At 70.4% G+C, this 24,458-nt stretch carries 8 protein-coding genes and 2 pseudogenes; 5 read left to right on the top strand and 5 right to left on the bottom strand.

Annotation, left to right across the window (positions count from 1 at the left end; genetic code table 11):
- Positions 1-127: 127 nt before the first annotated feature.
- The 3 genes and pseudogenes from ACFYY7_RS23625 to ACFYY7_RS23615 all read left to right on the top strand — a co-directional run.
- Positions 128-14,104 (top strand): annotated as a pseudogene (locus ACFYY7_RS23625) (type I polyketide synthase); the annotation flags it as partial.
- Positions 14,105-14,200: 96 nt separating this feature from the next.
- On the top strand, positions 14,201-15,232 hold the full coding sequence (locus tag ACFYY7_RS23620) for an ABC transporter ATP-binding protein (protein ID WP_388664179.1): 1,032 nt from the start codon (positions 14,201-14,203) through the stop codon (positions 15,230-15,232).
- A gap of 83 nt (positions 15,233-15,315) precedes the next feature.
- Complete coding sequence (locus tag ACFYY7_RS23615; RefSeq protein WP_388664178.1) at positions 15,316-16,161, top strand: ABC transporter permease; 846 nt, start codon at positions 15,316-15,318, stop codon at positions 16,159-16,161.
- A 112-nt stretch (positions 16,162-16,273) separates the two neighbouring features.
- Here the strand turns inward: ACFYY7_RS23615 and ACFYY7_RS23610 are convergent, their stop codons facing one another.
- Together ACFYY7_RS23610 and ACFYY7_RS23605 are read right to left on the bottom strand one after the other, a co-directional pair.
- Positions 16,274-17,020, bottom strand: coding sequence for an ABC transporter permease (locus ACFYY7_RS23610; RefSeq protein WP_388664177.1), 747 nt, complete (start codon positions 17,018-17,020; stop codon positions 16,274-16,276).
- Positions 17,020-18,000 carry an ABC transporter ATP-binding protein gene (locus ACFYY7_RS23605; RefSeq protein WP_388664175.1) on the bottom strand — a complete coding sequence of 327 codons (981 nt, stop codon included), beginning with the start codon at positions 17,998-18,000 and terminating at the stop codon, positions 17,020-17,022. The genes ACFYY7_RS23610 and ACFYY7_RS23605 overlap by 1 nt, the downstream gene beginning before the upstream one ends.
- A gap of 262 nt (positions 18,001-18,262) precedes the next feature.
- On the opposite strand from ACFYY7_RS23605, the gene ACFYY7_RS23600 reads away from it, so the two are divergent.
- Positions 18,263-19,681 (top strand): FAD-dependent monooxygenase, encoded by a 1,419-nt coding sequence (locus ACFYY7_RS23600; protein WP_388664173.1) that lies wholly within the window; start codon positions 18,263-18,265, stop codon positions 19,679-19,681.
- Between the two features lie 234 nt (positions 19,682-19,915).
- Here ACFYY7_RS23600 and ACFYY7_RS23595 read toward each other — a convergent pair whose 3' ends face one another.
- Positions 19,916-21,364: an MFS transporter gene (locus tag ACFYY7_RS23595; protein WP_388664171.1), complete on the bottom strand. Its 1,449-nt coding sequence runs from the start codon at positions 21,362-21,364 to the stop codon at positions 19,916-19,918.
- Between the two features lie 219 nt (positions 21,365-21,583).
- On the opposite strand from ACFYY7_RS23595, the gene ACFYY7_RS23590 reads away from it, so the two are divergent.
- Positions 21,584-22,105, top strand: coding sequence for a YbaK/EbsC family protein (locus ACFYY7_RS23590; protein WP_388664170.1), 522 nt, complete (start codon positions 21,584-21,586; stop codon positions 22,103-22,105).
- A gap of 25 nt (positions 22,106-22,130) precedes the next feature.
- Here ACFYY7_RS23590 and ACFYY7_RS23585 read toward each other — a convergent pair.
- Positions 22,131-22,434: pseudogene (locus ACFYY7_RS23585) on the bottom strand (CGNR zinc finger domain-containing protein); the annotation flags it as partial.
- Positions 22,435-22,680: 246 nt separating this feature from the next.
- Positions 22,681-24,345: a ribosomal protection-like ABC-F family protein gene (gene abc-f, locus ACFYY7_RS23580; RefSeq protein WP_388664168.1), complete on the bottom strand. Its 1,665-nt coding sequence runs from the start codon at positions 24,343-24,345 to the stop codon at positions 22,681-22,683.
- Between the last annotated feature and the right edge of the window lie 113 nt (positions 24,346-24,458).

The following is a 24,458-nucleotide window of genomic DNA, read 5'->3' as shown; positions in this document are numbered from 1 at the left end:
CCCGCCCAAGACCCTCAACACCCGTCGGCCCCACGGGTGTTGATCCATGAACTCCCAGCTCGTCGGTACCCGGACAGGTGACGCTCTGATGGCGAACGAAGACAAGCTCCGCTCATACTTGAAGCGAGTCACGGCTGACCTGCACGAGACCGGCGAGCGGCTGCGCCGGGCCGAGGCGAAGGACCGCGAGCCCATTGCGATCGTCGGCATGAGCTGCCGGTACCCGGGCGGCGTTGCCGACCCCGACGACCTGTGGCAGCTCGTCGCCACCGGCACCGACGCGGTCGGAGGTTTCCCCACCGACCGTGGCTGGGACACCGAGAACCTGTACGACCCCCAGGGCGCCCAGCCCGTCGTCCCCGGGATGAGCGCGGGCGGATTCCTCTACGACGCGGGCGACTTCGACCCGGACCCGTTCAGGATCTCGCCGCGCGAGGCGCTGGCCATGAACCCCCAGCAGCGCCTCCTGCTGGAAACCTCCTGGGAGGCCATCGAGCGTGCGGGCATCGACCCGGCCTCCCTGCGCGGCAGCCGGACCGGTGTCTTCGCCGGCCTCATGTACCACGACTACGCCGCCCAGCTCGCCGACACCGACATCCCCGACGGCGTGGCCGGCCTGCTCGGTATCGGGAACATCGGCAGCGTCGCCTCCGGCCGCGTCGCCTACACCTTCGGCCTCGAAGGCCCCGCCGTCACCGTCGACACGGCCTGCTCCTCCTCCCTGGTCGCCCTCCACTTCGCCGTCCAGTCCCTGCGCTCCGGCGAGTGCACGCTCGCCCTGGCGGGCGGCGCCACCGTCATGGCCACCCCCAGTGCCTTCGTCGACTTCCAGCGTCAGGGCGGCCTGTCGTCCGACGGCCGCTGCAAGTCCTTCTCGGACGGCGCGGACGGCACCGGCTGGTCCGAGGGTGTGGGCATGCTCCTGGTCGAGCGGCTCTCCGACGCCCGCCGCAACGGCCACCGCGTACTCGGCGTGATCCGAGGCTCCGCCGTCAACCAGGACGGCGCGTCCAATGGCCTCACCGCACCCAACGGCCCCGCGCAGGAACGCGTCATCCGCCAGGCCCTCGCCAACGCCCGTGTTCCCGCGGCCGAAGTCGACGCCGTCGAGGCCCACGGCACCGGCACGACCCTCGGCGACCCCATCGAGGCACAGGCCGTCATCGACACGTACGGCCAGGACCGTCCTGCGGACCGGCCTCTGCTGCTGGGCTCCCTCAAGTCCAACATCGGCCACGCACAGGCAGCGGCAGGCGTCGGCGGAATCATCAAGATGGTTCTGGCGATGCGCCACGGTGTGCTGCCGCGCACCCTGCACGCCGAAACGCCGTCCACCCGAGTGGACTGGTCGGCGGGCGCGGTGGAACTGCTGACCGAGGCCCGCGACTGGCCGGACACCGGAGATCGCCCGCGCCGCGCGGGTGTTTCCTCCTTCGGGGTCAGCGGTACGAACGCCCACGTCATCCTGGAACAGCCCGAGCCGGCAGCGGCTCCGGAGCCGGTCACCCCGCAACGCACCCTCCCGGCCGTCCCGTGGATCCTGTCGGCCAGGACCCCGCAGGCCCTGACCGGCCAGGCAAGCCGCCTTCTCGACCTGGTACGCGACAACCCCGCGCTCACCCCCACCGACCTGGGCCGGTCCCTGGCACTCACCCGAACCCGCTTCGACCACGGCGCCGCCGTCGTCGCGGGCGACCGCGAGAGCTTCCTGCACACCCTGGAAGCGCTGGCCGAGGGCCGCTCGGCACCGGGCGTGGTGCGCGGCTCGGTCACGGGCGGGGACACGGCGTTCCTGTTCTCGGGTCAGGGTTCGCAACGGGCCGGGATGGGGCGTGAGCTGTACGAGGGGTACCCGGCGTTCGCGGATGCGTTCGACGCGGTGTGCGCGGAGCTCGACAAGCACTTGGACGAGCCGGTCAGGGATGTGGTGTTCGGTGGGTCGGAGCTGATCGACCAGACCGTGTACACCCAGGCGGGGTTGTTCGCTGTTGAGGTTGCGCTGTTCCGGCTGCTGGAGCACTGGGCTGTCACGCCCGACTACCTGCTCGGCCACTCCATCGGTGAGCTGGCCGCCGCGCACGTTGCGGGTGTCTGGTCCCTGGAGGACGCGGCGGCGCTCGTTGCCGCGCGTGGTCGTCTGATGCAGGCGCTGCCGACCGGTGGAGCGATGGTTGCCGTCCAGGCCACGGAGGCGGAGGTCCTGCCGCTGCTGGTGGAGGGCGTGTCGATCGCGGCTCTGAACGGCCCGGATTCTGTCGTCATCTCGGGTGACGAGGATGCGGTGCTGGCCATCGCGTCGGGCTTCGGGAAGACGAAGCGCCTCCGCGTCAGCCATGCCTTCCACTCGCCGCGCATGGAGCCCATGCTCGCCGAGTTCAGGACGGTCGCCGAGGGCCTGGCCTTCCACGCCCCGAAGTTCCCCATCGTCTCCAACCTCACGGGTGAGGTCGCGGGCGAGGAACTGCTGAGCGCCGACTACTGGGTGGACCATGTCCGCCAGGCTGTCCGTTTCCTCGACGGAATGCGTCAGTTGGAGTCCCAGGGCGTCACGACGTACCTGGAGCTCGGGCCCGGCGGCGTCCTCTCCGCGATGGGCCAGTCGTGCGTGACGGAGGACGCCGGCTTCGTACCGGCCCTGCGCAAGGACCGTACCGAGACCGAGGCACTGACCACCGCCGTTGCCGAGCTCCACGTCCGAGGCGCCTTCGTCGACTGGACGACGTACTACGCGAACACCGGTGCCCAGCGCGTCGACCTGCCCACCTACGCCTTCCAGCGGCAGCGCTTCTGGCTCAACGCCGCGTCCCGTCCCCGCACGACCACCGACGGTCCCGCCATGGACTCCGTGTTCTGGGACGCCGTGGCCCAAGGCGACGTGGAAGCACTCGCGCAGGCCCTGGCCGTCGGCCCGGACGCGCCCTTCAGCGAGGTCCTTCCCGCACTCTCCGACTGGCGCCGCCGCCACCACGCGTCCGACACCGTGGACTCATGGCGGTACCGCACGACCTGGCAGCGCATCCCGGGCTCCGCATCCGCCGTACCGGCGCTGCCCGGCGTCTCGCTGCTCGTCGTACCGGAACAGGTGGCGAGCGGTCCGCTCGCCGAGGCATGCCTGCTCGCCCTCGGAGCCGACCGGACCGTGACCCTCCGGCTGTCGGCCGGACAGGCCCGCGAGGAAATCGCGCAGCAAGTCCGCGACGTACTCGCCGACCCCGACCAGCCGTCCGGGATCGACCGCGTACTCTCCCTGCTCCCGCTCGACGAGAGCGACCACCCCCGGGCCCCGGGGGTCCCCGCAGGAATCGCCGCTTCCGTCGCCCTCGTCCAGGCACTCGACGACACGGGCCTCGACGCACCCCTGTGGACCGCCACCTGCGGTGCCGTGGCGGCCCGGCCCTCCGAACCCGTCGTCAGTGCCGTACAGGCCATGGCCTGGGGCTTCGGCGGAGTCTTCGGTACCGAGTACCCGCAGCGCTGGGGCGGAATCGTCGACCTGCCCGAGGAACTCGACCGACGCGGCCGCGCGCAGCTGCGCCGGGTCCTGGCCCGTACCGAGGACGAGGACCAGATCGCGATCCGGGCCACCGGCGCCTTCGCCCGCCGTCTCGTCCGCGCCCCGCTCGACGACTCAGCCGCCGAGCGGCAGTGGATTCCGGGCGGGACCGTCCTGGTCACCGGCGGCACCGGAGCCCTCGGCGGACACGTCGCGCGCCGGCTGGCCCGCAGCGGTGCCGAGCAACTCATCCTCACCAGCCGCCGAGGAGCGGACGCGCCGGGCGCCGATGCCCTGCTCGCCGAACTCGAAGCCACGGGCTGCCGGGTGCGCATCGTCGCCTGCGAGGCCGACGACCGCGACGCCGTCGCCGAACTCCTCGCGTCCATTCCGGCCGACACTCCGCTCACCGCCGTCGTGCACGCGGCGGCGGCGCTCGACGACGGCCTCATCGACTCGCTGACCACGGACCGGATCGCGTACGCGCTGCGGGCCAAGGTCCAAGGCGCCCGCAACCTGCACGAGCTCACCCGCGACCTGGACCTGTCCGCGTTCGTACTCTTCTCCTCCCTCAGCGGCACGGTCGGCGCTCCCGGCCAGGGCAATTACGCCCCGGGCAACGCCTTCCTCGACGCACTCGCCCAGCAACGCCGTTCCCTCGGCCTGCCCGCCACGTCCATCGCCTGGGGGCGTTGGGCCGGCGCCGGCCTCGGTGAAGGGGACGCGGAAGAGCGCTTCGAGCGCATCGGTGCCGGGGCCATGGACCCCGAGACCGCCCTGACCGCGCTGGAGCAGGCGCTGGAACACGACGAGACCTGCGTCGTCGTCGCGGACATCCGCTGGGAGCGCATGGTCGCGCACACCGCGACCCGACGCCCGAGCCCGCTGCTCCGCGACCTCCCGGACTTCTCCGGCGGCTCCGACGCCACCGGCCGGTTCACGGCAGGCGCGGCCGACCGCGCACCCGGCGGCTCCGCCGCCCCCTCGCAGATCGCTCACTTGTTGTCCCTCTCCGCACCCGAGCGGGCCCGTGCCGTCCTCGACCTCGTACGCGGCGAAACCGCGACCGTCCTCGGCCACACCGACGCGGACAAGGTCCCGAGCGACCGCAGCTTCCAGGACCTCGGCTTCAACTCCATGAGCGCCGTGGACCTCCGCAACAACCTGGGCGTCGTCACCGGGATGACGCTGCCCACGACCCTGGTCTTCGACTACCCCACCCCGGCTGCCCTCGCATCCCATCTCCTCGCTGAGCTGAGCGGTTCCGACGACACCGCAACCCGTCCCTCCGGGACCCCGGCCGACGACGGCACGGGGGCCGACGACCCGATCGCGATCGTCGGCATGAGTTGCCGCTTCCCCGGCGGCGTCGACTCCCCGGAGGACCTGTGGCGCATGCTCGCCGAAGGCGCCGACGGCATCACCACCTTCCCCGCCGACCGTGGCTGGGACATCGATGCGCTCTACGACCCGGAGCGGCGAAGGCCGCATACCTCGTACGTCGACCGGGGTGCGTTCCTTCTCGACGCCGCCGGCTTCGACCCGGCCCTGTTCGGGATCAGCCCGCGCGAGGCCCTGGCGATGGACCCGCAGCAGCGGCTGATGCTGGAGACCGCCTGGGAGGTCTTCGAACGCTCGGGCATCGACCCGACCTCGCTCAGGGGCAGTCGCACCGGCGTGTTCGTCGGCACCAACGGCCAGGACTACGGCGACCTCGTCCAGAACGCCGACGATGCGCTCGCCGGACACGGAGTCACCGGAAGCCTCGCCAGTGTTCTGTCGGGCCGCGTCTCCTACGCCTTCGGCCTGGAGGGCCCGGCGGTGACGGTGGACACCGCCTGCTCGTCGTCGCTGGTCGCCCTGCACTGGGCGATCCAGGCGCTGAGGGCGGGGGAGTGCGACATGGCGCTCGCGGGCGGTGTGACCGTGATGTCCACCCCGGCCGGCTTCGTCGAGTTCAGCCGCCAGAACGGCCTGGCCACCGATGGCCGGGTGAAGGCATTCTCGGACGATGCGGACGGTACGGGCTGGGGTGAGGGTGTCGGGGTTCTGCTGGTCGAGCGGCTCTCCGAGGCCCGGCGCAGGGGCCACCAGGTGCTGGCGGTCGTCGCCGGTTCCGCCGTCAACCAGGACGGTGCGTCGAACGGTCTGACGGCTCCGAACGGCCCGTCGCAGCAGCGCGTCATCCGCCAGGCCCTCGCCAACGCTCAGCTCTCGGGCGATCAGGTCGATGCGGTCGAGGCGCACGGTACGGGTACGAAGCTGGGCGACCCGATCGAGGCCCAGGCCCTGCTGGCCACGTACGGGCAGGACCGCCCGGAGGACCGGCCGCTCTGGCTCGGCTCGATCAAGTCGAACATCGGCCACACGCAGGCCGCGGCGGGTGTCGCGAGCATCATCAAGATGATTCTGGCGATGCGCCACGGCGTACTGCCGCAGACCCTGCACGTCGATGCGCCTTCGTCGAAGGTGGACTGGTCGGCGGGTGCAGTGGAGCTGCTGGCGGAGGCGCGGGAGTGGCCGGAGGTGGGTGGTCGTCCGCGTCGGGCGGGTGTGTCGTCGTTCGGGATCAGTGGGACGAACGCGCACGTGATTTTGGAGGAGGCGCAGGAACAGACTGTTGAGGCGCCGTTTGTCGGGCCGGTGTTGCCGGTGGTGCCGTGGGTGCTGTCGGCTCGGTCGGAGGAGGCGTTGGTGGGTCAGGCGGAGCGGTTGCTCGGCCTGGGTGAAGCTTCTCCGTTGGATGTCGGCTGGTCGTTGGTGTCTTCGCGCAGTGTCTTCGAGCACCGTGCGGTGGTGGTTGGTGAGGACCGTGAGGCGTTGCTGCGGGCGGTGTCCGAGGGCCGGTCGGTGCCGGGTGTGGTGCGCGGATCGGTCCAGGGTGGCCGTTCGGCGTTCCTGTTCTCGGGTCAGGGTTCGCAGCGGGCCGGGATGGGCCGGGAGCTGTACGAGGCGTACCCGGTGTTCGCAGATGCGTTCGACGCGGTCTGCGCGGAGCTGGACCGGTATCTCGACCAGCCGGTCAAGGACATCGTGTTCGGTGGGTCGGAGCTGATCGACCAGACCGTCTACACCCAGGCCGGGCTGTTCGCGATCGAGGTCGCTCTGTTCCGGCTGCTGGAGCACTGGGACGTCACCCCCGACTACCTGCTCGGCCACTCGATCGGTGAGCTGGCCGCCGCGCACGTCGCGGGTGTCTGGTCCCTGGAGGACGCGGCGGCGCTGGTCGCCGCGCGGGGCCGTCTGATGCAGGCGCTGCCGACCGGTGGCGCGATGGTCGCCGTCCAAGCGACGGAGAATCAGGTTCTGCCGTTGCTGGTCGACGGTGTCTCGATCGCCGCTCTGAACGGCCCGGATTCTGTCGTCGTCTCCGGTGACGAGGACGCCGTACTCGCCATCGCATCCGGCTTCGCGAAGACGAAGCGCCTCCGCGTCAGCCATGCCTTCCACTCGCCGCGCATGGAGCCCATGCTCGCCGAGTTCAGGACGGTCGCGGAGAACCTGACCTTCCACGCCCCGAAGCTCCCGATCGTCTCCAACCTCACGGGTGAGGTCGCGGGCGAGGAACTGCTGAGCGTCGATTACTGGGTGGACCATGTCCGCCAGGCGGTCCGTTTCCTCGATGGCGTAAGGCAGCTGGAGTCCCAGGGCGTCACGACGTACCTGGAGATCGGGCCCGGCGGTGTCCTCTCCGCGATGGGCCAGTCGTGTGTGACGGAGGACGCCGGTTTCGTACCGGCCCTGCGCAAGAACCGTACCGAGACCGATGCGCTCGTGGCGGCTGTGGCCGAGCTTCACGTGCGGGGCACGGCTGTCGACTGGGCCGCGTACTACGCGAACACCGGCGCCCGGCGCACCGACCTGCCCACCTACGCCTTCCAGCACGAGCGGTACTGGCCGGCACCGCCCAAGGCGGCCCCCGAAACCGCCGCCGCCGACCCGGTCGACGCGGAGTTCTGGGAGGCTGTCGAGCGGGCGGATCTGTCCGGGCTGGCCGGTGATCTGGAACTGTCGGCCGATGCTCCGCTGGGCGAGGTTCTGCCCGCGCTGTCGTCCTGGCGGCGCCGGCAGCAGCAGCGTTCCGAGGTCGACGGATGGCGATACCGCGTCACCTGGAAACCCACACAGCCCGCGCAGCCCAAGACGGCCGCGTTGTCGGGCCGGTGGCTGCTCGTCGCACCGCAATCGGGTCCTGCGGATGTCACGGGTGTCGCGGAGTGGTGCGAGTCCGGTCTGCGTGCGGCCGGTGCGGAGGTCGTCCGCACGGACGGCACCGACCTGCCCTCCGACCTCGACCTTGCCGGTGTCGTCTCCCTGCTGGGCATCGACGACAGCGTTCTCGACCGGGGTGTTTCCCCGGGTCTGTCCTCCACGCTGCATCTGGTGCAGCACCTGGCTTCGGCCGGGGTGGAGGCGCCGTTGTGGTGCCTGACCCGGGGCGCCGTCTCGACCGGTCCCGCCGACCCGCTGCGCAGCCCCGCTCAGGCCCAGGTCTGGGGTCTGGGCCGGGTCGTGGCGCTGGAGCACCCGAAGAGCTGGGGCGGTCTGATCGACCTGCCCGAGACCCTGGACGCCCGTGCGTTCGACCGCACCGCCACCATCCTGGCCACCCACATCGACGGGAACGAGGACCAGGTCGCCGTCCGGTCCTCGGGCGTCTTCGTGCGGCGTGTCGTGCGGGCCGCCGCAGGCCCGCACAGCGACTGGAAGGTACGGGGCACGGTCCTGATCACCGGCGGTACCGGAGGTCTCGGTGCCCGGGTCGCCCGCTGGGCCGCCGTCAACGGAGCCCAGCACCTCGTCCTCACCAGCCGCAGAGGACCCGACACCCCCGGCACAGCAGAACTCCGCGACGAACTCACTGCCCTGGGCGTACGGGTGACCATCGCGGCCTGCGACGTAGCCGACCGCGCAGCTCTGGCGCGCCTCGCCATCGGTCTTCAAGCCGACGGAACCCCGGTCCGTACCGTCGTCCATGCCGCAGGTGTCGGTCAGCTCACTCCGCTTTCCGAGATCGGGAGCGCTGAGCTGGTCGACGTACTGCATGCGAAGGTCACCGGCGCGGCCAACCTGGACTCCGTCTTCGCGGACACGGAACTGGACGCGTTCGTGCTCTTCTCCTCGATCGCCGCGGTGTGGGGCAGTGGCGGGCAGGCGGGTTACGCCGCGGCCAACGCCTACCTCGACGCCCTGGCCCAGGAGCGCCGGACCCGTGGCCTGGCCGCCACCTCGATCGCCTGGGGCCCCTGGGGCGGCGGCGGCCTCGTGACCGCGGAGGGCGAGGAACAACTCGGCCGCCGTGGCCTGCCCGCCATGGAACCGGACAACGCCCTGATCGCGCTCGCGCAGGCGCTGACCGGCGACGAGACCTGCCTGGCTGTCGCCGATGTGGCCTGGGACCGCTTCGCACCCGCCTTCACCGCGCTGAGGCCCAGTGCGTTGCTCGGCGACATCCCCGAAGTCGCCCGCCTGTACGCGACGGACACCGCCGACCAGGGCGACGCGTTGACGCGTACGACGGGGAACGGTCGGCCGGAGCTGGTCGACCGGCTGCGGGACCTCGATGCAGCGGAAGCTCACACCGTCCTCCTCGACGTGGTCCGCACGCACGCGGCGGCAGTGCTCAACCATGGTGACCCGTCCGCCATCCCCGCCACGACGGCCTTCCGCGATCTGGGCTTCGACTCCCTCACGGCGGTCGAACTGCGCAACCGCCTGGTCCAGGAGACCGGACTCCAGCTCCCCGCCACCCTGGTGTTCGACTACCCGGACGCCCACGGCCTGGCCGACCACCTCGTCGACGGGATCCTGGAGCGGGAGACCTCCCACGGAGCCCCCCGGTCCCAGCAGACCGGGTCCGACGACGAGCCGATCGCGATCGTGGGAATGAGCTGCCGCCTGCCGGGCGACGTCCGGTCCCCGGATCAGCTGTGGCAACTCGTGAGCGCGGGCGCCGACGGCATCACCGGCTTCCCGTCCGATCGCGGATGGGAGGACGCACCCTCCGGAGGCCGCGATACGGACCTCGGGTTCGCCCGCGCCGGCGGCTTCCTGCACGACGCCGGAGACTTCGACCCGGAGTTCTTCGGGATCTCGCCGCGCGAGGCCCTCGCGATGGACCCGCAGCAGCGACTGCTGCTGGAGACCTCGTGGGAGGTGTTCGAGCGGGCAGGGATCGACCCCATGTCCGTACGCGGCACCCGTACCGGTGTCTTCGCCGGTGGCTGCAGTCAGGGCTACGGTGCCGGAGCTCTCGCCCAGGGTGAGGAAGGTGTCAGCGGACAGCTGTTGACCGGTACGGCCACCAGTGTCCTGTCGGGCCGCGTCTCCTACGCCTTCGGCCTGGAGGGTCCGGCGGTGACGGTGGACACGGCCTGTTCGTCGTCGTTGGTCGCCCTGCACCTGGCGGCCCAGTCGCTGCGCTCGGGCGAGTGCGAGATGGCCCTCGTCGGCGGTGTGACCGTGATGGCCGGGCCCAGCGGTTTCGTGGAGTTCAGCAAGCAGGGCGGCCTGGCCGCCGACGGTCGGTGCAAGTCGTTCTCGGACGATGCGGACGGTACGGGCTGGGGTGAGGGTGTCGGGGTTCTGCTGGTCGAGCGGCTCTCCGAGGCCCGGCGCAGGGGCCACCAGGTCCTGGCGGTCGTCGCCGGTTCCGCGGTCAACCAGGACGGTGCGTCGAACGGCCTGACCGCCCCGAACGGCCCGTCGCAGCAGCGCGTCATCCGCCAGGCCCTCGCCAACGCTCAGCTCTCGGGCGATCAGGTCGATGCGGTCGAGGCGCACGGTACGGGTACGAAGCTGGGTGACCCGATCGAGGCCCAGGCGTTGTTGGCCACGTATGGGCAGGATCGCCCGGAGGGTCGGCCGTTGTGGCTGGGTTCGTTGAAGTCGAATATCGGTCATACGCAGGCTGCGGCGGGTGTCGCGGGTGTGATCAAGATGGTTCTGGCGATGCGTCATGGTGTGCTGCCGCAGACTCTGAATGTCGGTGTGCCTTCGTCGAAGGTGGACTGGTCGGTGGGTGCGGTGGAGTTGCTGGCGGAGGCGCGGGAGTGGCCGGAGGTGGGTGGTCGTCCGCGTCGGGCGGGTGTGTCGTCGTTCGGGATCAGTGGGACGAACGCGCACGTGATTTTGGAGGAGGCGCAGGAACAGCCTGTTGAGGCGCCGACTGGTGAGTCGGTGTTGCCGGTGGTGCCGTGGGTGCTGTCGGCTCGGTCGGAGGAGGCGTTGGCGGGTCAGGCGGAGCGGTTGCTCGGTCTGGGTGAAGCTTCTCCGTTGGATGTCGGCTGGTCGCTGGTGTCTTCTCGCAGTGTCTTCGAGCACCGTGCGGTGGTGGTCGGTGAGGACCGTGAGGCGTTGCTGCGGGCGGTGTCCGAGGGCCGGTCGGTGCCGGGTGTGGTGCGCGGGTCGGTTCAGGGTGGTCGTTCGGCTTTCCTGTTCTCGGGTCAGGGTTCGCAGCGGGCCGGGATGGGCCGTGAGTTGTACGAGGCGTACCCGGTGTTCGCAGATGCGTTCGACGCGGTGTGCGCCGATCTCGACCGGCATCTCGACCAGCCGGTCAAGGATGTGGTGTTCGGCGGGTCGGAGCTGATCGACCAGACCGTGTACACGCAGGCCGGCCTGTTCGCGATCGAGGTTGCGCTGTTCCGGCTGCTGGAGCACTGGGGGGTCACCCCCGACTACCTCCTCGGCCACTCCATTGGCGAGCTGGCCGCCGCGCATGTGGCGGGCGTCTGGTCCCTGGAGGACGCGGCAGCCCTCGTTGCCGCTCGGGGCCGCCTGATGCAGGCACTGCCCACCGGCGGAGCGATGGTTGCCATCCAGGCCACCGAGGCAAAGGTCCTGCCGCTGCTGGTCGACGGTGTCTCGATCGCCGCTCTGAACGGCCCGGACTCCGTCGTCATCTCGGGTGACGAGGACGCCGTACTCGCCATCGCGTCCGGCTTCGGAAAGACGAAGCGCCTCCGTGTCAGCCATGCCTTCCACTCGCCGCGCATGGAGCCCATGCTCGCCGAGTTCAAGACCATCGCCGAGAACCTGACCTTCCACACACCGAAGTTCCCCATCGTCTCCAACCTGACCGGTGAGGTCGCAGGCGAGGAACTGTTGACCGCTGGCTACTGGGTGGACCATGTCCGCCAGGCGGTCCGTTTCCTCGACGGAATGAGTCAGTTGGAGTCCCAGGGCGTCACGACGTACCTGGAGCTCGGGCCCGGCGGAGTCCTCTCCGCCATGGGCCAGTCCTGTGTCACCGACGACGAGGCCGACTTCGTAACGGCCCTGCGCAAGAACCGCGCCGAGACCGAAGCGCTCGTCGCAGCCGTGGCCGAACTCCACGTCCGAGGCACCCGCATCGACTGGATGACGTACTACGCGAACACCGGCGCCCAGCGCACCGACCTGCCCACCTACGCCTTCGACCACCAGCACTACTGGCTGAAGGAGACCTCGGCACCCCGCACCGCAGACAAGAACTCGACTGTCGACGCGGAGTTCTGGGAGGCTGTCGAGCGGGCGGATCTGTCCGGGCTGGCCGGTGATCTGGAACTGTCGGCCGATGCTCCGCTGGGCGAGGTTCTGCCCGCGCTGTCGTCCTGGCGGCGCCGGCAGCAGCAGCGTTCCGAGGTCGACGGATGGCGATACCGCGTCACCTGGAAGCCCACACAGCCCGCGCAGCCCAAGGCGGGCATGCTGTCGGGCCGGTGGCTGCTCGTCGCACCGCAATCAGGTCCTGCGGACGTCACGGAGTGGTGCGAGTCCGGTCTGCGTGCGGCCGGTGCGGAGGTCGTCCGCACGGGCGGCACCGGCCTGCCCTCCGACCTTGACGTGTCGGGGGTCGTTTCCCTGCTGGGTATCGACGGCAGCGTTCTCGACCGGGGTGTTTCCCCGGGTCTGTCCTCCACGCTGCATCTGGTGCAGAACCTGGCTTCGGCCGGGGTGGAGGCGCCGTTGTGGTGCCTGACCCGGGGCGCCGTCTCGACCGGTCCCACCGACCCGCTGCGCAGCCCCGCCCAGGCCCAGGTCTGGGGTCTGGGCCGGGTGGTGGCGCTGGAGCACCCGAAGAGCTGGGGCGGTCTGATCGACCTGCCCGAGACCCTGGACGCCCGTGCGTTCGACCGCACCGCCACCATCCTGGCCACCCACATCGACGGGAACGAGGACCAGGTCGCCGTCCGGTCCTCGGGCGTCTTCGTGCGGCGTGTCGTGCGGGCCGCCGCAGGCCCGCACAGCGACTGGAAGGTACGGGGCACGGTCCTGATCACCGGCGGCACCGGAGGTCTCGGTGCCCGGGTCGCCCGCTGGGCCGCCACCAACGGAGCCCAGCACCTCGTCCTCACCAGCCGCAGAGGACCCGACACCCCCGGCACAGCAGAACTCGTCGCAGAAATACAGGAGCTGGGGGCCGGAGCAACCGTCGTCGCCTGCGACGCGACCGACCTGACCGCCCTCACCGCCCTCGCCCGTTCCCTCGAAACCGACGGAAGCCCGGTCCGTACCGTCGTCCATGCCGCAGGTGTCGGTCAGCTCACTCCGCTTTCCGAGATCGGGAGCGCTGAGCTGGTCGACGTACTGCATGCGAAGGTCACCGGCGCGGCCAACCTGGACTCCGTCTTCGCGGACACGGAACTGGACGCGTTCGTGCTCTTCTCCTCGATCGCCGCGGTGTGGGGCAGTGGCGGGCAGGCGGGTTACGCCGCGGCCAACGCCTACCTCGACGCCCTGGCCCAGGAGCGCCGGACCCGTGGCCTGGCCGCCACCTCGATCGCCTGGGGACCCTGGGGCGGCGGCGGCCTCGTGGACGTCGAGGAGGAGGAGATGCTGCGCCGCCGTGGCCTGCCGGTCATGGAACCGGACAGCGCCCTGGCCGCGCTCGCGCAGGCGCTGACCGGCGACGAGACCTGCCTGGCTGTCGCCGATGTGATCTGGGACCGCTTCACACCGGCATTCACGGCCATGCGGCCGAGCCCGCTGCTCGGCGATCTGCCCGAGAACCAGCGACTTGCCGAGACGGCCGCCCTGCAGGAACAGGCCCCGGCGGCCGGCACCGGCGATGCTGCCGCTGCCCTGCGGGAGCGTCTCGACGCTGCCGGGGACGAGGCGGCCCGTGACGAAATTCTGTTCGAACTCGTACGTGGTGAGACCGCCCGGGTGCTCGGAATCACGACGCCCGCGCAGATAAAGCCGCGGCGTGGGTTCGTCGAGATGGGCTTCGACTCCCTCATGGCGGTCGAACTGCGCAACGGGCTCACGAAGCAGACCGGATTCCGGCTTCCCGCAACTCTGATTTTCGATTTCCCGACATCCGTCGATCTCGTCCGTCATCTCGGTGAGCAATTCGCTCAGCAGAACACGGGCCGGGCCGGCGGACCCGTGAACGAATCCGAAGCCGTTGCGGAGATCGAGAGGCTTGAGCGCGTTCTCACGTCCATTTCGACACAAGGCGCGGACGGGGCCGGTATCACCAAGCGACTGGAAGCGCTCCTGTCCCGCTGGAACGCGACACAAGGGGCGAACCGGAGCGATCCGGAGCCCGTGGTAGACGACCTGCTCGAGACCGCGACGCCGGACGAGCTGTTCGATCTCATCCAGCGCGAGTTCGGAAAGTCCTGACCGCGAACAGCGGTCGAGCCAATGGCTGATTGACGGCTGATCAACGGCCGATCAATGTCTGAGATTTTTCTTTCGATTTCGATGAGGAGGCACAAAGTGCCAGAAACGGACACAGCCGCGCCTGACGCGGTGATAGTCGAGGATCTCGTCAAGGAGTACCTGCCCGGCATGCCCCGGGCGGTCGACGGGCTGAGCTTCACCGTGGCGCGCGGCGAGGTCTTCGGCCTCCTCGGCCCCAACGGAGCGGGCAAGACCACCACCATCCGCATGCTCACCACGATGGCCAAGGCCACGTCGGGCCGGGCCACCCTCGACGGTATCGACGTGATCGCCCACCCCGACCGGGCGCGCGGCGTGCTGGCGGTCGTCCCGCAGCACAACAATCTGGACCGCTCGCTGACGGTCAGGCAGAACCTCACGTTCCACGCGGCGTACCACGGCCTGAGCCGCTCCGAGCGGCGCCGCCGCGCCGACGAGCTGCTGGAACGGATGCAGCTCACCGAGAAGGCCGACTCGCTGGTGGACCAGATGTCCGGCGGTCAGGCGCAGCGCGTGATGATCGCCCGCGCCCTGATGCACGACCCGAGCGTGATGTTCCTCGACGAGCCGGCCACCGGCCTGGACCCGCAGGCACGGCTCTTCGTGCACGACCTCGTCGAGGAGCTGGGAAAGCAGGGCGTGACCGTCGTGATCACCACGCACGACATGGACGAGGCCGCCAAGGTCTGCGACCGCATCGGCATCGTCGACCACGGCAAGCTCCTGACCGTCGACACGCCCGACGGCCTGATCCGCTCGCTGCCGGGCGGCACGGTGCTCACCCTCAAGCTGAACCTCCTGGACGAGACCCCGGAGTCCGTCACCGAGGCGCTCACCGCTGTGCCGTGGGTCGCGGCCGCCGAATTCGTGACGGGCGGCGCACCCGCTGCGCCCTCCTTCCCGGGCATGCCGGCCCCGGAGCCGGAGGAGGACCGCTTCGTGATCAGCGTCGAGTCCGGCGCCGGTGACGTGCTGCCCGGCGTGTTCAAGGTGCTCGGCGAGCTGAACTGCGAGGTCAGAGACCTGACCGTCCGGGAGGCAAGCCTTGAGGACGTCTTCATTCACATGACTGGTAGGGGACTTCGGTGACTGTCACAACTTCCACGCCCGCCACGGCCACAGACACAGGCGCAGACGCAGGCGCAGGCGCAGACACAGCCGCAGACGCGACGGTGGCCACCACGTCCTCCGCGCTGCCCACGCGCTCCGCGCCGACCGTGCCCTCCGCGTCCACCGGGCCGCGGAAGGTGTCGCAGAGTCGCATCCTCGGGTCCATCCTGTGGCGCGACATCCTGGTCACCGCCCGCCAGCCCTGGCTGTTCCTCGCGGAGGCGCTGCTCCAGCCGCTCTTCATCCTGTTCATCTTCGGCAAGGTCCTCGCCGACATGGACTACGTCGACAGCTCCTACGTTCCGCTGCTCCTGCCCGGCATCGTGGGCCTGACCGCCTTCATCAGCGCCCTCCAGGCCACCGCGCTGCCCCTGGTCATGGACTTCTCGTACTCGAAGGAGATCGAGGACCGGCTGATGGCCCCGGTGGGCATCCGGCTGGTGGCCCTGGAGAAGATCGTCTTCGGCGGCATCCGCGGCTTCATCGCCGCCGCCCTCATGATCCCCGTGGGCATCCTCGTGCTGGGTGTGTCCTGGTGGCCGGCCGCCGCCCTGCCGCCGATCCTGGCCGTTCTCGTGCTCGGTTCGCTCCTCGGCGGCGCCCTCGGCCTCGTCCTGGGCACCGTCGTCCCGGCCCGTCGCGTCGGTGTGGTCTTCGGCCTCGCCCTGACGCCGCTGATGTTCACCGCGGCCGCACAGTACTCGCTGCTCAGCCTGCACGGGCTGAAGTGGTTCCAGGTGGTCGTCGGCATCAACCCGATCACGTACATCAACGAGGGCCTGCGCGCGGTCCTGCTCGACAAGGTGGACTCCGTGCCGCTCGGCATCGACCTCGCCGTCCTCGCGGCCGCGATCGTGGTGGCCTCGGTGGTCGGCATCCGCGGCTTCACCCGCCGCGCCGTCGACTGACCCGCACCGCACCCCGTACGACACATGGCTGTGGGCGGCACCCGAACCGGGTGCCGCCCACAGCCATGTGTGCAGAGGGGGATACGAGCCCTTGCACCTTGCGCCCTGTGCCTTAGGCCTTACGGCCCGAACGGCTGTAGGCGAAGGCCGCGTACGCGCCGAAGACCAGCAGCCAGACCACCAGCACCACGATGCCCGTCATGCTCGGCGCCTCGCCGTCCGTCGTGTTCCAGCCCAGTTCGCCGAAGCGGTAACCCGGCGTCCACTTGGCCACCGAAGCCATCCAGCCCGGGAACTCGCTGATGGGGAACCACAGCCCGCCGACCAGTGCGAGCGCCAGGTTGCAGACGATGTTCGTGACGTTCGTGGTCTGGGACGAGAGCTGGTAGCCGTTGGCGATCCCGAGCATGGTGAACGGCAGCGAACCGACCCACAGCAGCAGCGTCAGCACGAGCCACTGCCAGGCGTCCAGCCGCACACCATTGACGATCATGGCCGTGAGCAGAACCACCACGATCGCCGGCAGCACCATCAGCGAGCCGGTCACCGCACGCCCGAAGACCACCTGGGCCGGAGACAGCGGCGTGATCCGCAGCTGCCGCAGCCACCCCACGGCCTTGTCCTCGGCGACCGCCGTGCCCGAGCTGAGCCCGGCGCTCAGCGCACCGTACGCCGCCAGACCCACCATCGCGGTCACGGCCCATTCGTCCGTCCCGCCGGAGCCGCCGCCGACATTGGTGAACATGATGTACATCAGCACCGGAGTGCCGATGCCGAAGATCACGAAGCCGGTGTCACGGAACGTACGACGCAGCTCAAGATTTACGTAGTTGGAAACGAGGGCGATCGAACTGGCCATCACGCGCCTGCCTTCGGGGTCTGGACAGCGGAATCGGACGAGGCGGAGGGGACGAACGGGCGGCCCCCGTCACGACCCGAGTGGTGCGCCGTCAGGGCCAGGAACGCGTCCTCCAGGCCCGCCGGGGCGACTTCGAGACCCCGCGGCGTCACCACACCCGGCAGGGCGCTCACCGTCGCGTCCGAGTCCGACGTACGCAGCCGCACCCGGCCGTCGACGACCTCGACCGACAGCACACCGGGCAGCGCGGCCAGGCCGTCCGGCACCGGTCCGTCCGGCACGGTGAAGGAGACCATGCTGGACCCCACCGTGTGCTTGATGTCGGCGCTGCTGCCGTCGGCGATCAGCTGGCCGCGGTCGATGACGACGATCCGGTCGGCGTTCTGGTCCGCCTCCTCCAGATAGTGCGTGGAGAACAGCACCGTCTTGCCACGGTCGGTGAAAGCGCGCATCGACTGCCAGAACAGCCGTCGGGCCTCCACGTCGAGCGCCGCCGTCGGCTCGTCCAGCACCAGCAGATCGGGGTCCCCGGCCAGCGCGATGGCGAAGCTGACCCGCTGGGCCTGGCCTCCGGAGAGCTTGTCCGCGCGCCGCCCGGCCAGCTCGGTCAGGCCCGCCAGCTCAAGCGCCTCGTCCACCGCCATCGGGTTCGGATACGTACGGGTCACGAAGGACACCAGCTCACGCACCGTCACCCGGGAAACCGGCTTGGAGTCCTGCAGCATCGCGCCGACCCGGCCCTCGCCCACCGCATGGCTCGGGGCCTGCCCGAACAGTTCCACCGTGCCGGTGGTCGGGTCGTCCAGACCCAGCAGCAGGCTGATGGCCGTCGACTTGCCCGCGCCGTTGCGACCGAGCAGGGCGACTCTCTCGCCTGGTCCGATGGTGAGATCGAGTCCGTCGACGGCGCGCACCGCGCCGAACTCCTTGACAGCGCCGGTGAATCCAACCACCGGTGTCGCCCTGTGTGTTGTCGTCATGGGCGGAACTCTAATGAGGATGACCAGTCATTCGGTAGCCAGAGATGTAGGGATTTCAGTCGTACAGAAAACATCTTGTGACCGGCCGCTGCCATGGTGATCTGCGATTTCCCCGTACGTCCCGGAAATTATCCCGGTTACCCCTACACATACCCCTAGACACCCCTGTCTCTGGAGGGGTACGGGGTGAACGGATCACCGCGCCCCGATTCACCGTACGGTAGTTGGCGATTCCACACAGCGGGAAAGGACCGGGTGACCGATGACTGGAAATCGACGTGCCGTGGTGTTGGGCGGTGGTTTCGCCGGCGCACTCACCTCTTCGATGCTGGTCCGGTATGTCGACGACGTGACAGTCATCGACCGGGATGAATACCCGCACGGACCAGAGCTCCGCAAGGGCGTTCCACAGGCCCGCCACTGCCACATTCTGTGGTCCGGCGGCGCCCGAATCATGGAGTCGCTCCTCCCGGGGACGACCGACCGCCTGATCGAGGCCGGCGCGCACCGTATCGGAATTCCGAACGGCCTCGTTTCCTACACCGCCTTCGGATGGCAGCACCGCTTTCCGGAGTCCGAGTTCACCATCGCCTGCAGTCGCGCGCTGCTCGACTGGACCGTGCGCGATCAGGCGCTGCGCAACCCCCGGATATCGGTCCTCGACCGGACCGAGGCACTCGGACTGACCGGCACCGCCGAACGCGTCACCGGAGTCCGGGTACGCGACAGCGCCTCCGGCGAGGAACGCGTGCTGGAGGCGGACATCGTCGTCGACACCACCGGCCGCGGCTCCGCCATGAAGCGATGGCTGGGCGGCCTGGGCATCGCGGCTCCGCAGGAGGAGTCCGTCGACACCGGCATGGTCTACGCGACCCGGATCTTCCGTGCCCCCGCGACTGCCGGCGGCACGTTCCCGCTCGTCAGCGTGCTCGCCGACTCGCGCCAGGGCGGGCCCGGCCGCAACGCCGTGCTGATGCCCATCGAGGACGACCGCTGGATCGTCACGCTCTCCGGCACCCGAGGCGGTGAACCGCCCGCGGACGAGGCCGGGTTCATGGCGTACGCCCGGGAAAGCGTCCGGCACCCCCTGATCGGGGACCTGATCGCGGGCCTGGAACCGCTCACCGGCGTGCAGCGTTCCCGCTCCACCATCAATCGGCGCCTGCACTACGACCGTCTCCCGGCCTGGCCCGCGGGACTTGTGGTGCTCGGTGACGCGGCAACGGCCTTCAACCCCGTCTACGGGCACGGCATGAGCGCCGCCGCTCGCAGCGTGGCGGCCTTCGAGAAGCAGATACAGCTGCGCGACCTGGATCCGGGCCTCGGCCGTGCCGTTCAGCGCGCCGTCGCCAAGGCGGTCGACGACGCCTGGATGCTGGCCACGTCCGGCGATGTGAACTACCCCGACGTCGAGGTCGACAGCCGCGACCCGCGGCTCACCGACGACGACGGCACCCGGCGCCGCGATTCGGACGTGATGAGCAGTGTGGCGACCCGCAACCGCGAGGTCAGCCGTGCCGCCGTCGGTCTGATGACCCTCTCCACCACCGTCGCCGAGATCCAGACCCCGTGGCTTCTCGCCGCGCTGCGCCGCGGCTTCGAGGTCCCGGCGCTGACCGAGCCGCCACTGCGCCCCGAGGAGCGCGCCGTACTGCCCGTACTCAGCCACGCCACACGCTGAGCCGGCGGTCCTGACTGCCCTGTCCGCCCGGCCGCCCCACCCCAGCCGCTCCCCTCCGGCCATCACCGGAGCGGGGGTCGTCCGGACCCCCCACGCCGTCTCGGTCATCCCCCGTCCGGGACGGTGTCGGGCACCCGGCACCGCGCCTCGCCGGCGCGCGCGAAGCGCAGCCGGCGAGGCGCAGCAGTATCCGCTTGTCCGCCGCGTATCACCGTCACCGGACGTCACCGGACGTCACCGGGACAGGCGTGAGATCCAGGACCGGCGTGCGGTGGCCGTGGGGCCGGGGCGCAGGGCCAGGGCTATCAGGAGCCCCGTTGCCGCGAACCCGGAGCCGGTGGTGAACCCGGCGGACATGGTGTCGGCGAAGTCGGAGTACCCTGCCGACGCGGTGACCAGCAGCGCGATGCACAGTGAACCGCCGATGGCCTGGAACGCGTTGAGGACGCTGCCCGCCGAGCCGAGCTCGTGGGGCCGCAGCCGGGAGGTGGCCAGCACGGTCGCCGGAACCACACAGAACGTCATGCCGGCGCCGAGCAGGACCAGCGAGGGCAGAACCCCCGTCAGATACGCATCCCCGTACCGCAGGCGCGACAGCCACAGGTTCTCGACGGCGAGCGCGGTGGCACCGATGGCCATCATCAGCTTCGGCCCCAGGCTCCGTTCGATGCGCGGGGCCACCGCCGCGGTGGCGGCCATCGCCAGCGGTACCGGCAGTAGCGCGAACGCGGCCGTGAGCGCCGACCAGCCGTGGTGCTGCTGGAAGAACTGGCTGAGGAAGAAGTACGCGCCGATCAGCGCGCCGGGCAGCACCAGCATGCTGCCGAACGCCAGTGCCCGGTCACGGTCCTTGAACAGCGCGAGCCGCACGATGGGCTGGTCCGTACGGCGCTGCGAGCCGATGAACAGCGACAGCAGTGCCAGTCCGGCCAGCAGCGGACCCGCCACCCGAGCGGAGCTCCACGGATGTTCGCCGGCCTGCGACAGGCCGTACACCACCGCGCCGACGCCGGTCGCGGAGAGCAGCGTGCCGCGCAGGTCGAAGCGCCCGCGGACCCGCTCCGTCTCCTCGATGACGCGCGGTGCGAGCAGGACGATCGCCAGCCCCACCGGCACGTTCAACAGCACCAGCCAGCGCCAGGATCCGACCGAGCCCAACGCCCCCGCCAGCAGCAGGCCGCCGGCCGTGGAGGACGCACCGACCGCCGTGCAGAGGGCGATCGCCCGCTTGCGGGCGGGACCTTCGGGGAAGGTGGCGAGCATCAGTACGAACCCGTTGGCCGCGGCGAACGCGGCCCCGGCGCCCTCCACCGCGCGTACCGCGATGAGCAGCTCGCCACCGGTGACCGCGGCCCGTGCGGCGGCCGCGGCCGTGAACAGCCCCACGCCCGCGACGAACATCCGGCGCCGCCCCAGAATGTCTCCGGCCCGGCCGCCGAGCAGCAACAGCCCGCCGAAGGCCAGCAGATAGGCGCCGATCACCCAGGACGCGGTGAGTGTCGAAAGCCCCAGGTCCGCCCTGATCCCCGGCAGCGCGATGTTCATGATGGGGTCGTCGAGCTGGATCATCGCGTTGCAGCCGGCGATGACAGCGAGCGCGAGCCCGGGCCTGGCGCGCCGGCCGGGTTCCGTCGGGACGGCCGCCGCCACCTCCAGCGGGGACTCGGACACAGACGCGGACATGAACTGCCTCCCGTGGTACCTGGACCCAATGACCACGGCACGGTCTCAGGAATCGCTGGAGCAGCGTTCGAGACCCGAAGGAGGGAGAGCCAGAAGGAAAGAAGCCGAAGAGGAGAGAGGGTGCGTTGTGTGGCACCGGGAGCGTCCGGATAGCGGTGAGCCGACGTCCCGAGCTGGTCACCACCGCGAGCTGAGCGCGCACTCACACACTCAGTGGCCATGACCACCACGACCTACCAGAGGCTGATCGACCTGCTGGGCGAGAACGACGCCCGCTACCGCCTCGTCGACCACGCCCCCGAGGGCCGCACCGCCCCGGCCAGTGTGCTCCGCCGCCATCCCCTCGCCCAGGCGGCCAAATGCCTGGTCGTACGGGTGGCCCTGGGCCGGAAGGCGCGCCGCTACGTGATGGCCGTGATTCCCGGCGACCGCAGGGTCGACCTCGACGGCCTGCGCGATCTGTACGACGGCACCGAGGCGTCGTTCGCCGCCCGCGATGTCGCCGAGGAACTGGCCGGCAGCGTGAGCGGGACCATCATCCCGTTCGCCTTCCATCAGGAGCTCGAACTGCTCGCCGACCCGGACCTCCTGGCCCACGACGAGATCTACTTCAACGCCGCCCGCCTCGACCGCTCGGTGGCCCTGGCCACGGCCGACTACCAGCGACTGGCCGCGCCCCGGGTGCTCCCGATCGCCCAGCCTCGGGAGCCCCGGGAGGCGCCCGCCATCCTCCCCGCCTGAGCCCCGGAGGAACCGGGCGCGCCCGCTACTGCGCCGCCGCGGTGTGCGCGCTCTCCTTGCGCGCCCGGTAGGCGGCCGCCTTGATCTTGTTCCCGCAGGACTCCATGCCGCCGCATGCCCCGGGAGCGGTCGATGTAGATACGGGTGCACTCGGGATTGCCGCACTCCTTGAGCAGGGGTACGTCCGGCCCGCTCAGGAGCTCGATCGCAAAGCGTGCCACGGTGGACAGGGCTTCGTCCGGCGTCGCTTCCGTCCAGCGTCCCGAGGTGGTGAGCTGCGGTGCGGCGGGCGGTTCGCGCGCCGCACCGTTCAGCACGTCCAGCGCCTCGTCGCCCCCCGCCGGACAGCCCCCCGCCGGACCGTCGGCGGCCAGCTTGATCTCGCGGCCCTGCCAACGTCTGCGCAGCCAACGGTCGTGGCTGGCCAGGACGATCGCGCCGGGGCCGGTACCCAGGGCGGCCTCGTGGGCGAGCAGGGCCGGTCGGGACATGGTGTTCCACCTGATGCGATCGGTGTTCGGCTCGCCGGGTGGGTGACCCACCTCGGGCGCGGGCCCGGTCAGCACATCAGCGGTTCACACCTCCGGCACTCCCGTCCCCGGCGTTCCCGTCTCGGGCGCTCCGGTCTCCCTCAGCTCACCGCCGGCCAGCCGCAGCCACCGGTCCACGCCGATCCGGGCGAGGAAACGCTCGTCGTGGCTGACCACCACGAACGCTCCCCGGTACGAGCCCAGCGCGCCCTCCAGCTGGCTCGCGCTCACCAGGTCGAGGTTGTTCGTCGGCTCGTCCAGGAGCAGCAGCTGCGGAGCCGGTTCGGCGCACAGCACGCAGGCCAGCGTGGCGCGCAGCCGCTCACCGCCGGACAGCACCCCGACCGGGAGATGGGCCCGGGGACCCCGGAAGAGGAAGCGGGCGAGCAGATTCATCCGCTCCGCCTCCGTCCGGTGCGGTGCGAACGCGGCGAAGTTCTCGGCGACCGTTCGGTCGAGGTCCAGCAGGTCCAGTCGCTGCGAGAGGTAGGCGATCCGGCCGTCGGCCCGCTTGATCTGCCCGCTGTCCAGCCCCAGTTCACCGTTGAGCAGCCGCAGCAGTGTGGTCTTGCCCGAGCCGTTGGGACCGGCCAGCGCGATGCGTTCGGGGCCCCGGACCGTCAGGTCGACGCCCGCTTGGGCGAACTGGGCCCGCCCGCCGTGGCGTACCTGCATCTGCTCGCCGAGGACGAGTGTGCGTCCGGCGGGCACATCGGTGTCCGGCAGGTCCAGCGTGATGCGCTGCTCGTCGCGCAGGGCGCGCCCCGCCTCGTCCAGCCGGGCCTTCGCCTCGCTGACCCGGGACGAGTGCAGCTGGCCCGACCGGCCCGCGGACTCCTGGGCGCCGCGCTTCATGTTTCCGGCGAAGATGCGCGGCAGGCCCGCGCTCTTGAGGTTGCGGGCGGCATTGCTCGCCCGGCGCTCGGCGCGTTCGCGGGCCTGCTGCATCTCCCGCTTCTCCCGCTTCAGCTCCTGTTCGGCGTTGCGGATGTTCTTCTCGGCGACCTCCTGCTCGGCCCGCACGGCCTCTTCGTATTCGGTGAAGTTGCCACCGTAGAAACGCAGTTCGCCGCGTTCGAGTTCGGCGATGCGCTCCATGCGGTCGAGCAGCGCCCGGTCGTGGCTGACCAGCAGCAGGCAGCCGTTCCAGTCCTCCAGCACGTCGTAGAGCTTGTGCCGGGCGTCGAGGTCGAGGTTGTTGGTCGGCTCGTCGAGCAGCAGTACGGCGGGCCGCTTCAGCAGCTGGGCCGCCAGGCCGAGCGAGACGACCTGGCCGCCGCTGAGTGTGTTCAGGCTCCGGTCGAGGGCGAGACCGGCGAGGCCGAGCCGGTCCAGTTGGGCCCGGGTGCGTTCCTCGATGTCCCAGTCGTCACCGATGACCGTGAAGTGCTCCTCGCCCACGTCCCCGGACTCCACGGCGTCCAGGGCCCGGATCACCTCCGCGACGCCCAGGACCTCGGCCACCGTGAGATCACCGGTCAGGGGCAGGCTCTGCGGGAGATAGCCGAGCGTGCCACCGACGGACACGGAACCGGTGCCGGGCCGCAGCTCGCCGGCGATCAGCTTGAGAAGGGTGCTCTTGCCGGAGCCGTTGGGCGCGACCAGGCCCGTCCGGCCGCTGCCCATGGCGAAGGAGAGGTCGTCGAAGACCGGGGTGTCGTCGGGCCAGGCGAAGGACAGGTTCGAGCAGATGATGGCGGCGTCGGACATGGAGAGACCTCGAATGAGATACGGGCAGGCACGGACTGCTGCCCGGGACATGGAAGAAGGGGACGACTGAACGGCCACGACGGCGATGCTCCTGGGCATCGGCCGGTGGCCTG

This window comes from Streptomyces sp. NPDC001933 (genome assembly GCF_042890955.1).
Lineage (GTDB): Bacteria > Actinomycetota > Actinomycetes > Streptomycetales > Streptomycetaceae > Streptomyces.
The sequence above is the reverse complement of the archived record's forward strand: the minus strand, read 5'-3'. Positions and strand labels throughout refer to the sequence as shown.

Bases quoted from the DNA above. Each gene is read 5' to 3' on its own strand.
- ACFYY7_RS23600 (WP_388664173.1), top strand. From the start codon at position 18,263: ATGACTGGAAATCGACGTGCCGTGGTGTTGGGCGGTGGTTTCGCCGGC.
- ACFYY7_RS23605 (WP_388664175.1), bottom strand. From the start codon at position 18,000: ATGACGACAACACACAGGGCGACACCGGTGGTTGGATTCACCGGCGCT.
- abc-f (WP_388664168.1), bottom strand. From the start codon at position 24,345: ATGTCCGACGCCGCCATCATCTGCTCGAACCTGTCCTTCGCCTGGCCC.
- ACFYY7_RS23595 (WP_388664171.1), bottom strand. From the start codon at position 21,364: ATGTCCGCGTCTGTGTCCGAGTCCCCGCTGGAGGTGGCGGCGGCCGTC.
- ACFYY7_RS23590 (WP_388664170.1), top strand. From the start codon at position 21,584: ATGACCACCACGACCTACCAGAGGCTGATCGACCTGCTGGGCGAGAAC.
- ACFYY7_RS23610 (WP_388664177.1), bottom strand. From the start codon at position 17,020: ATGGCCAGTTCGATCGCCCTCGTTTCCAACTACGTAAATCTTGAGCTG.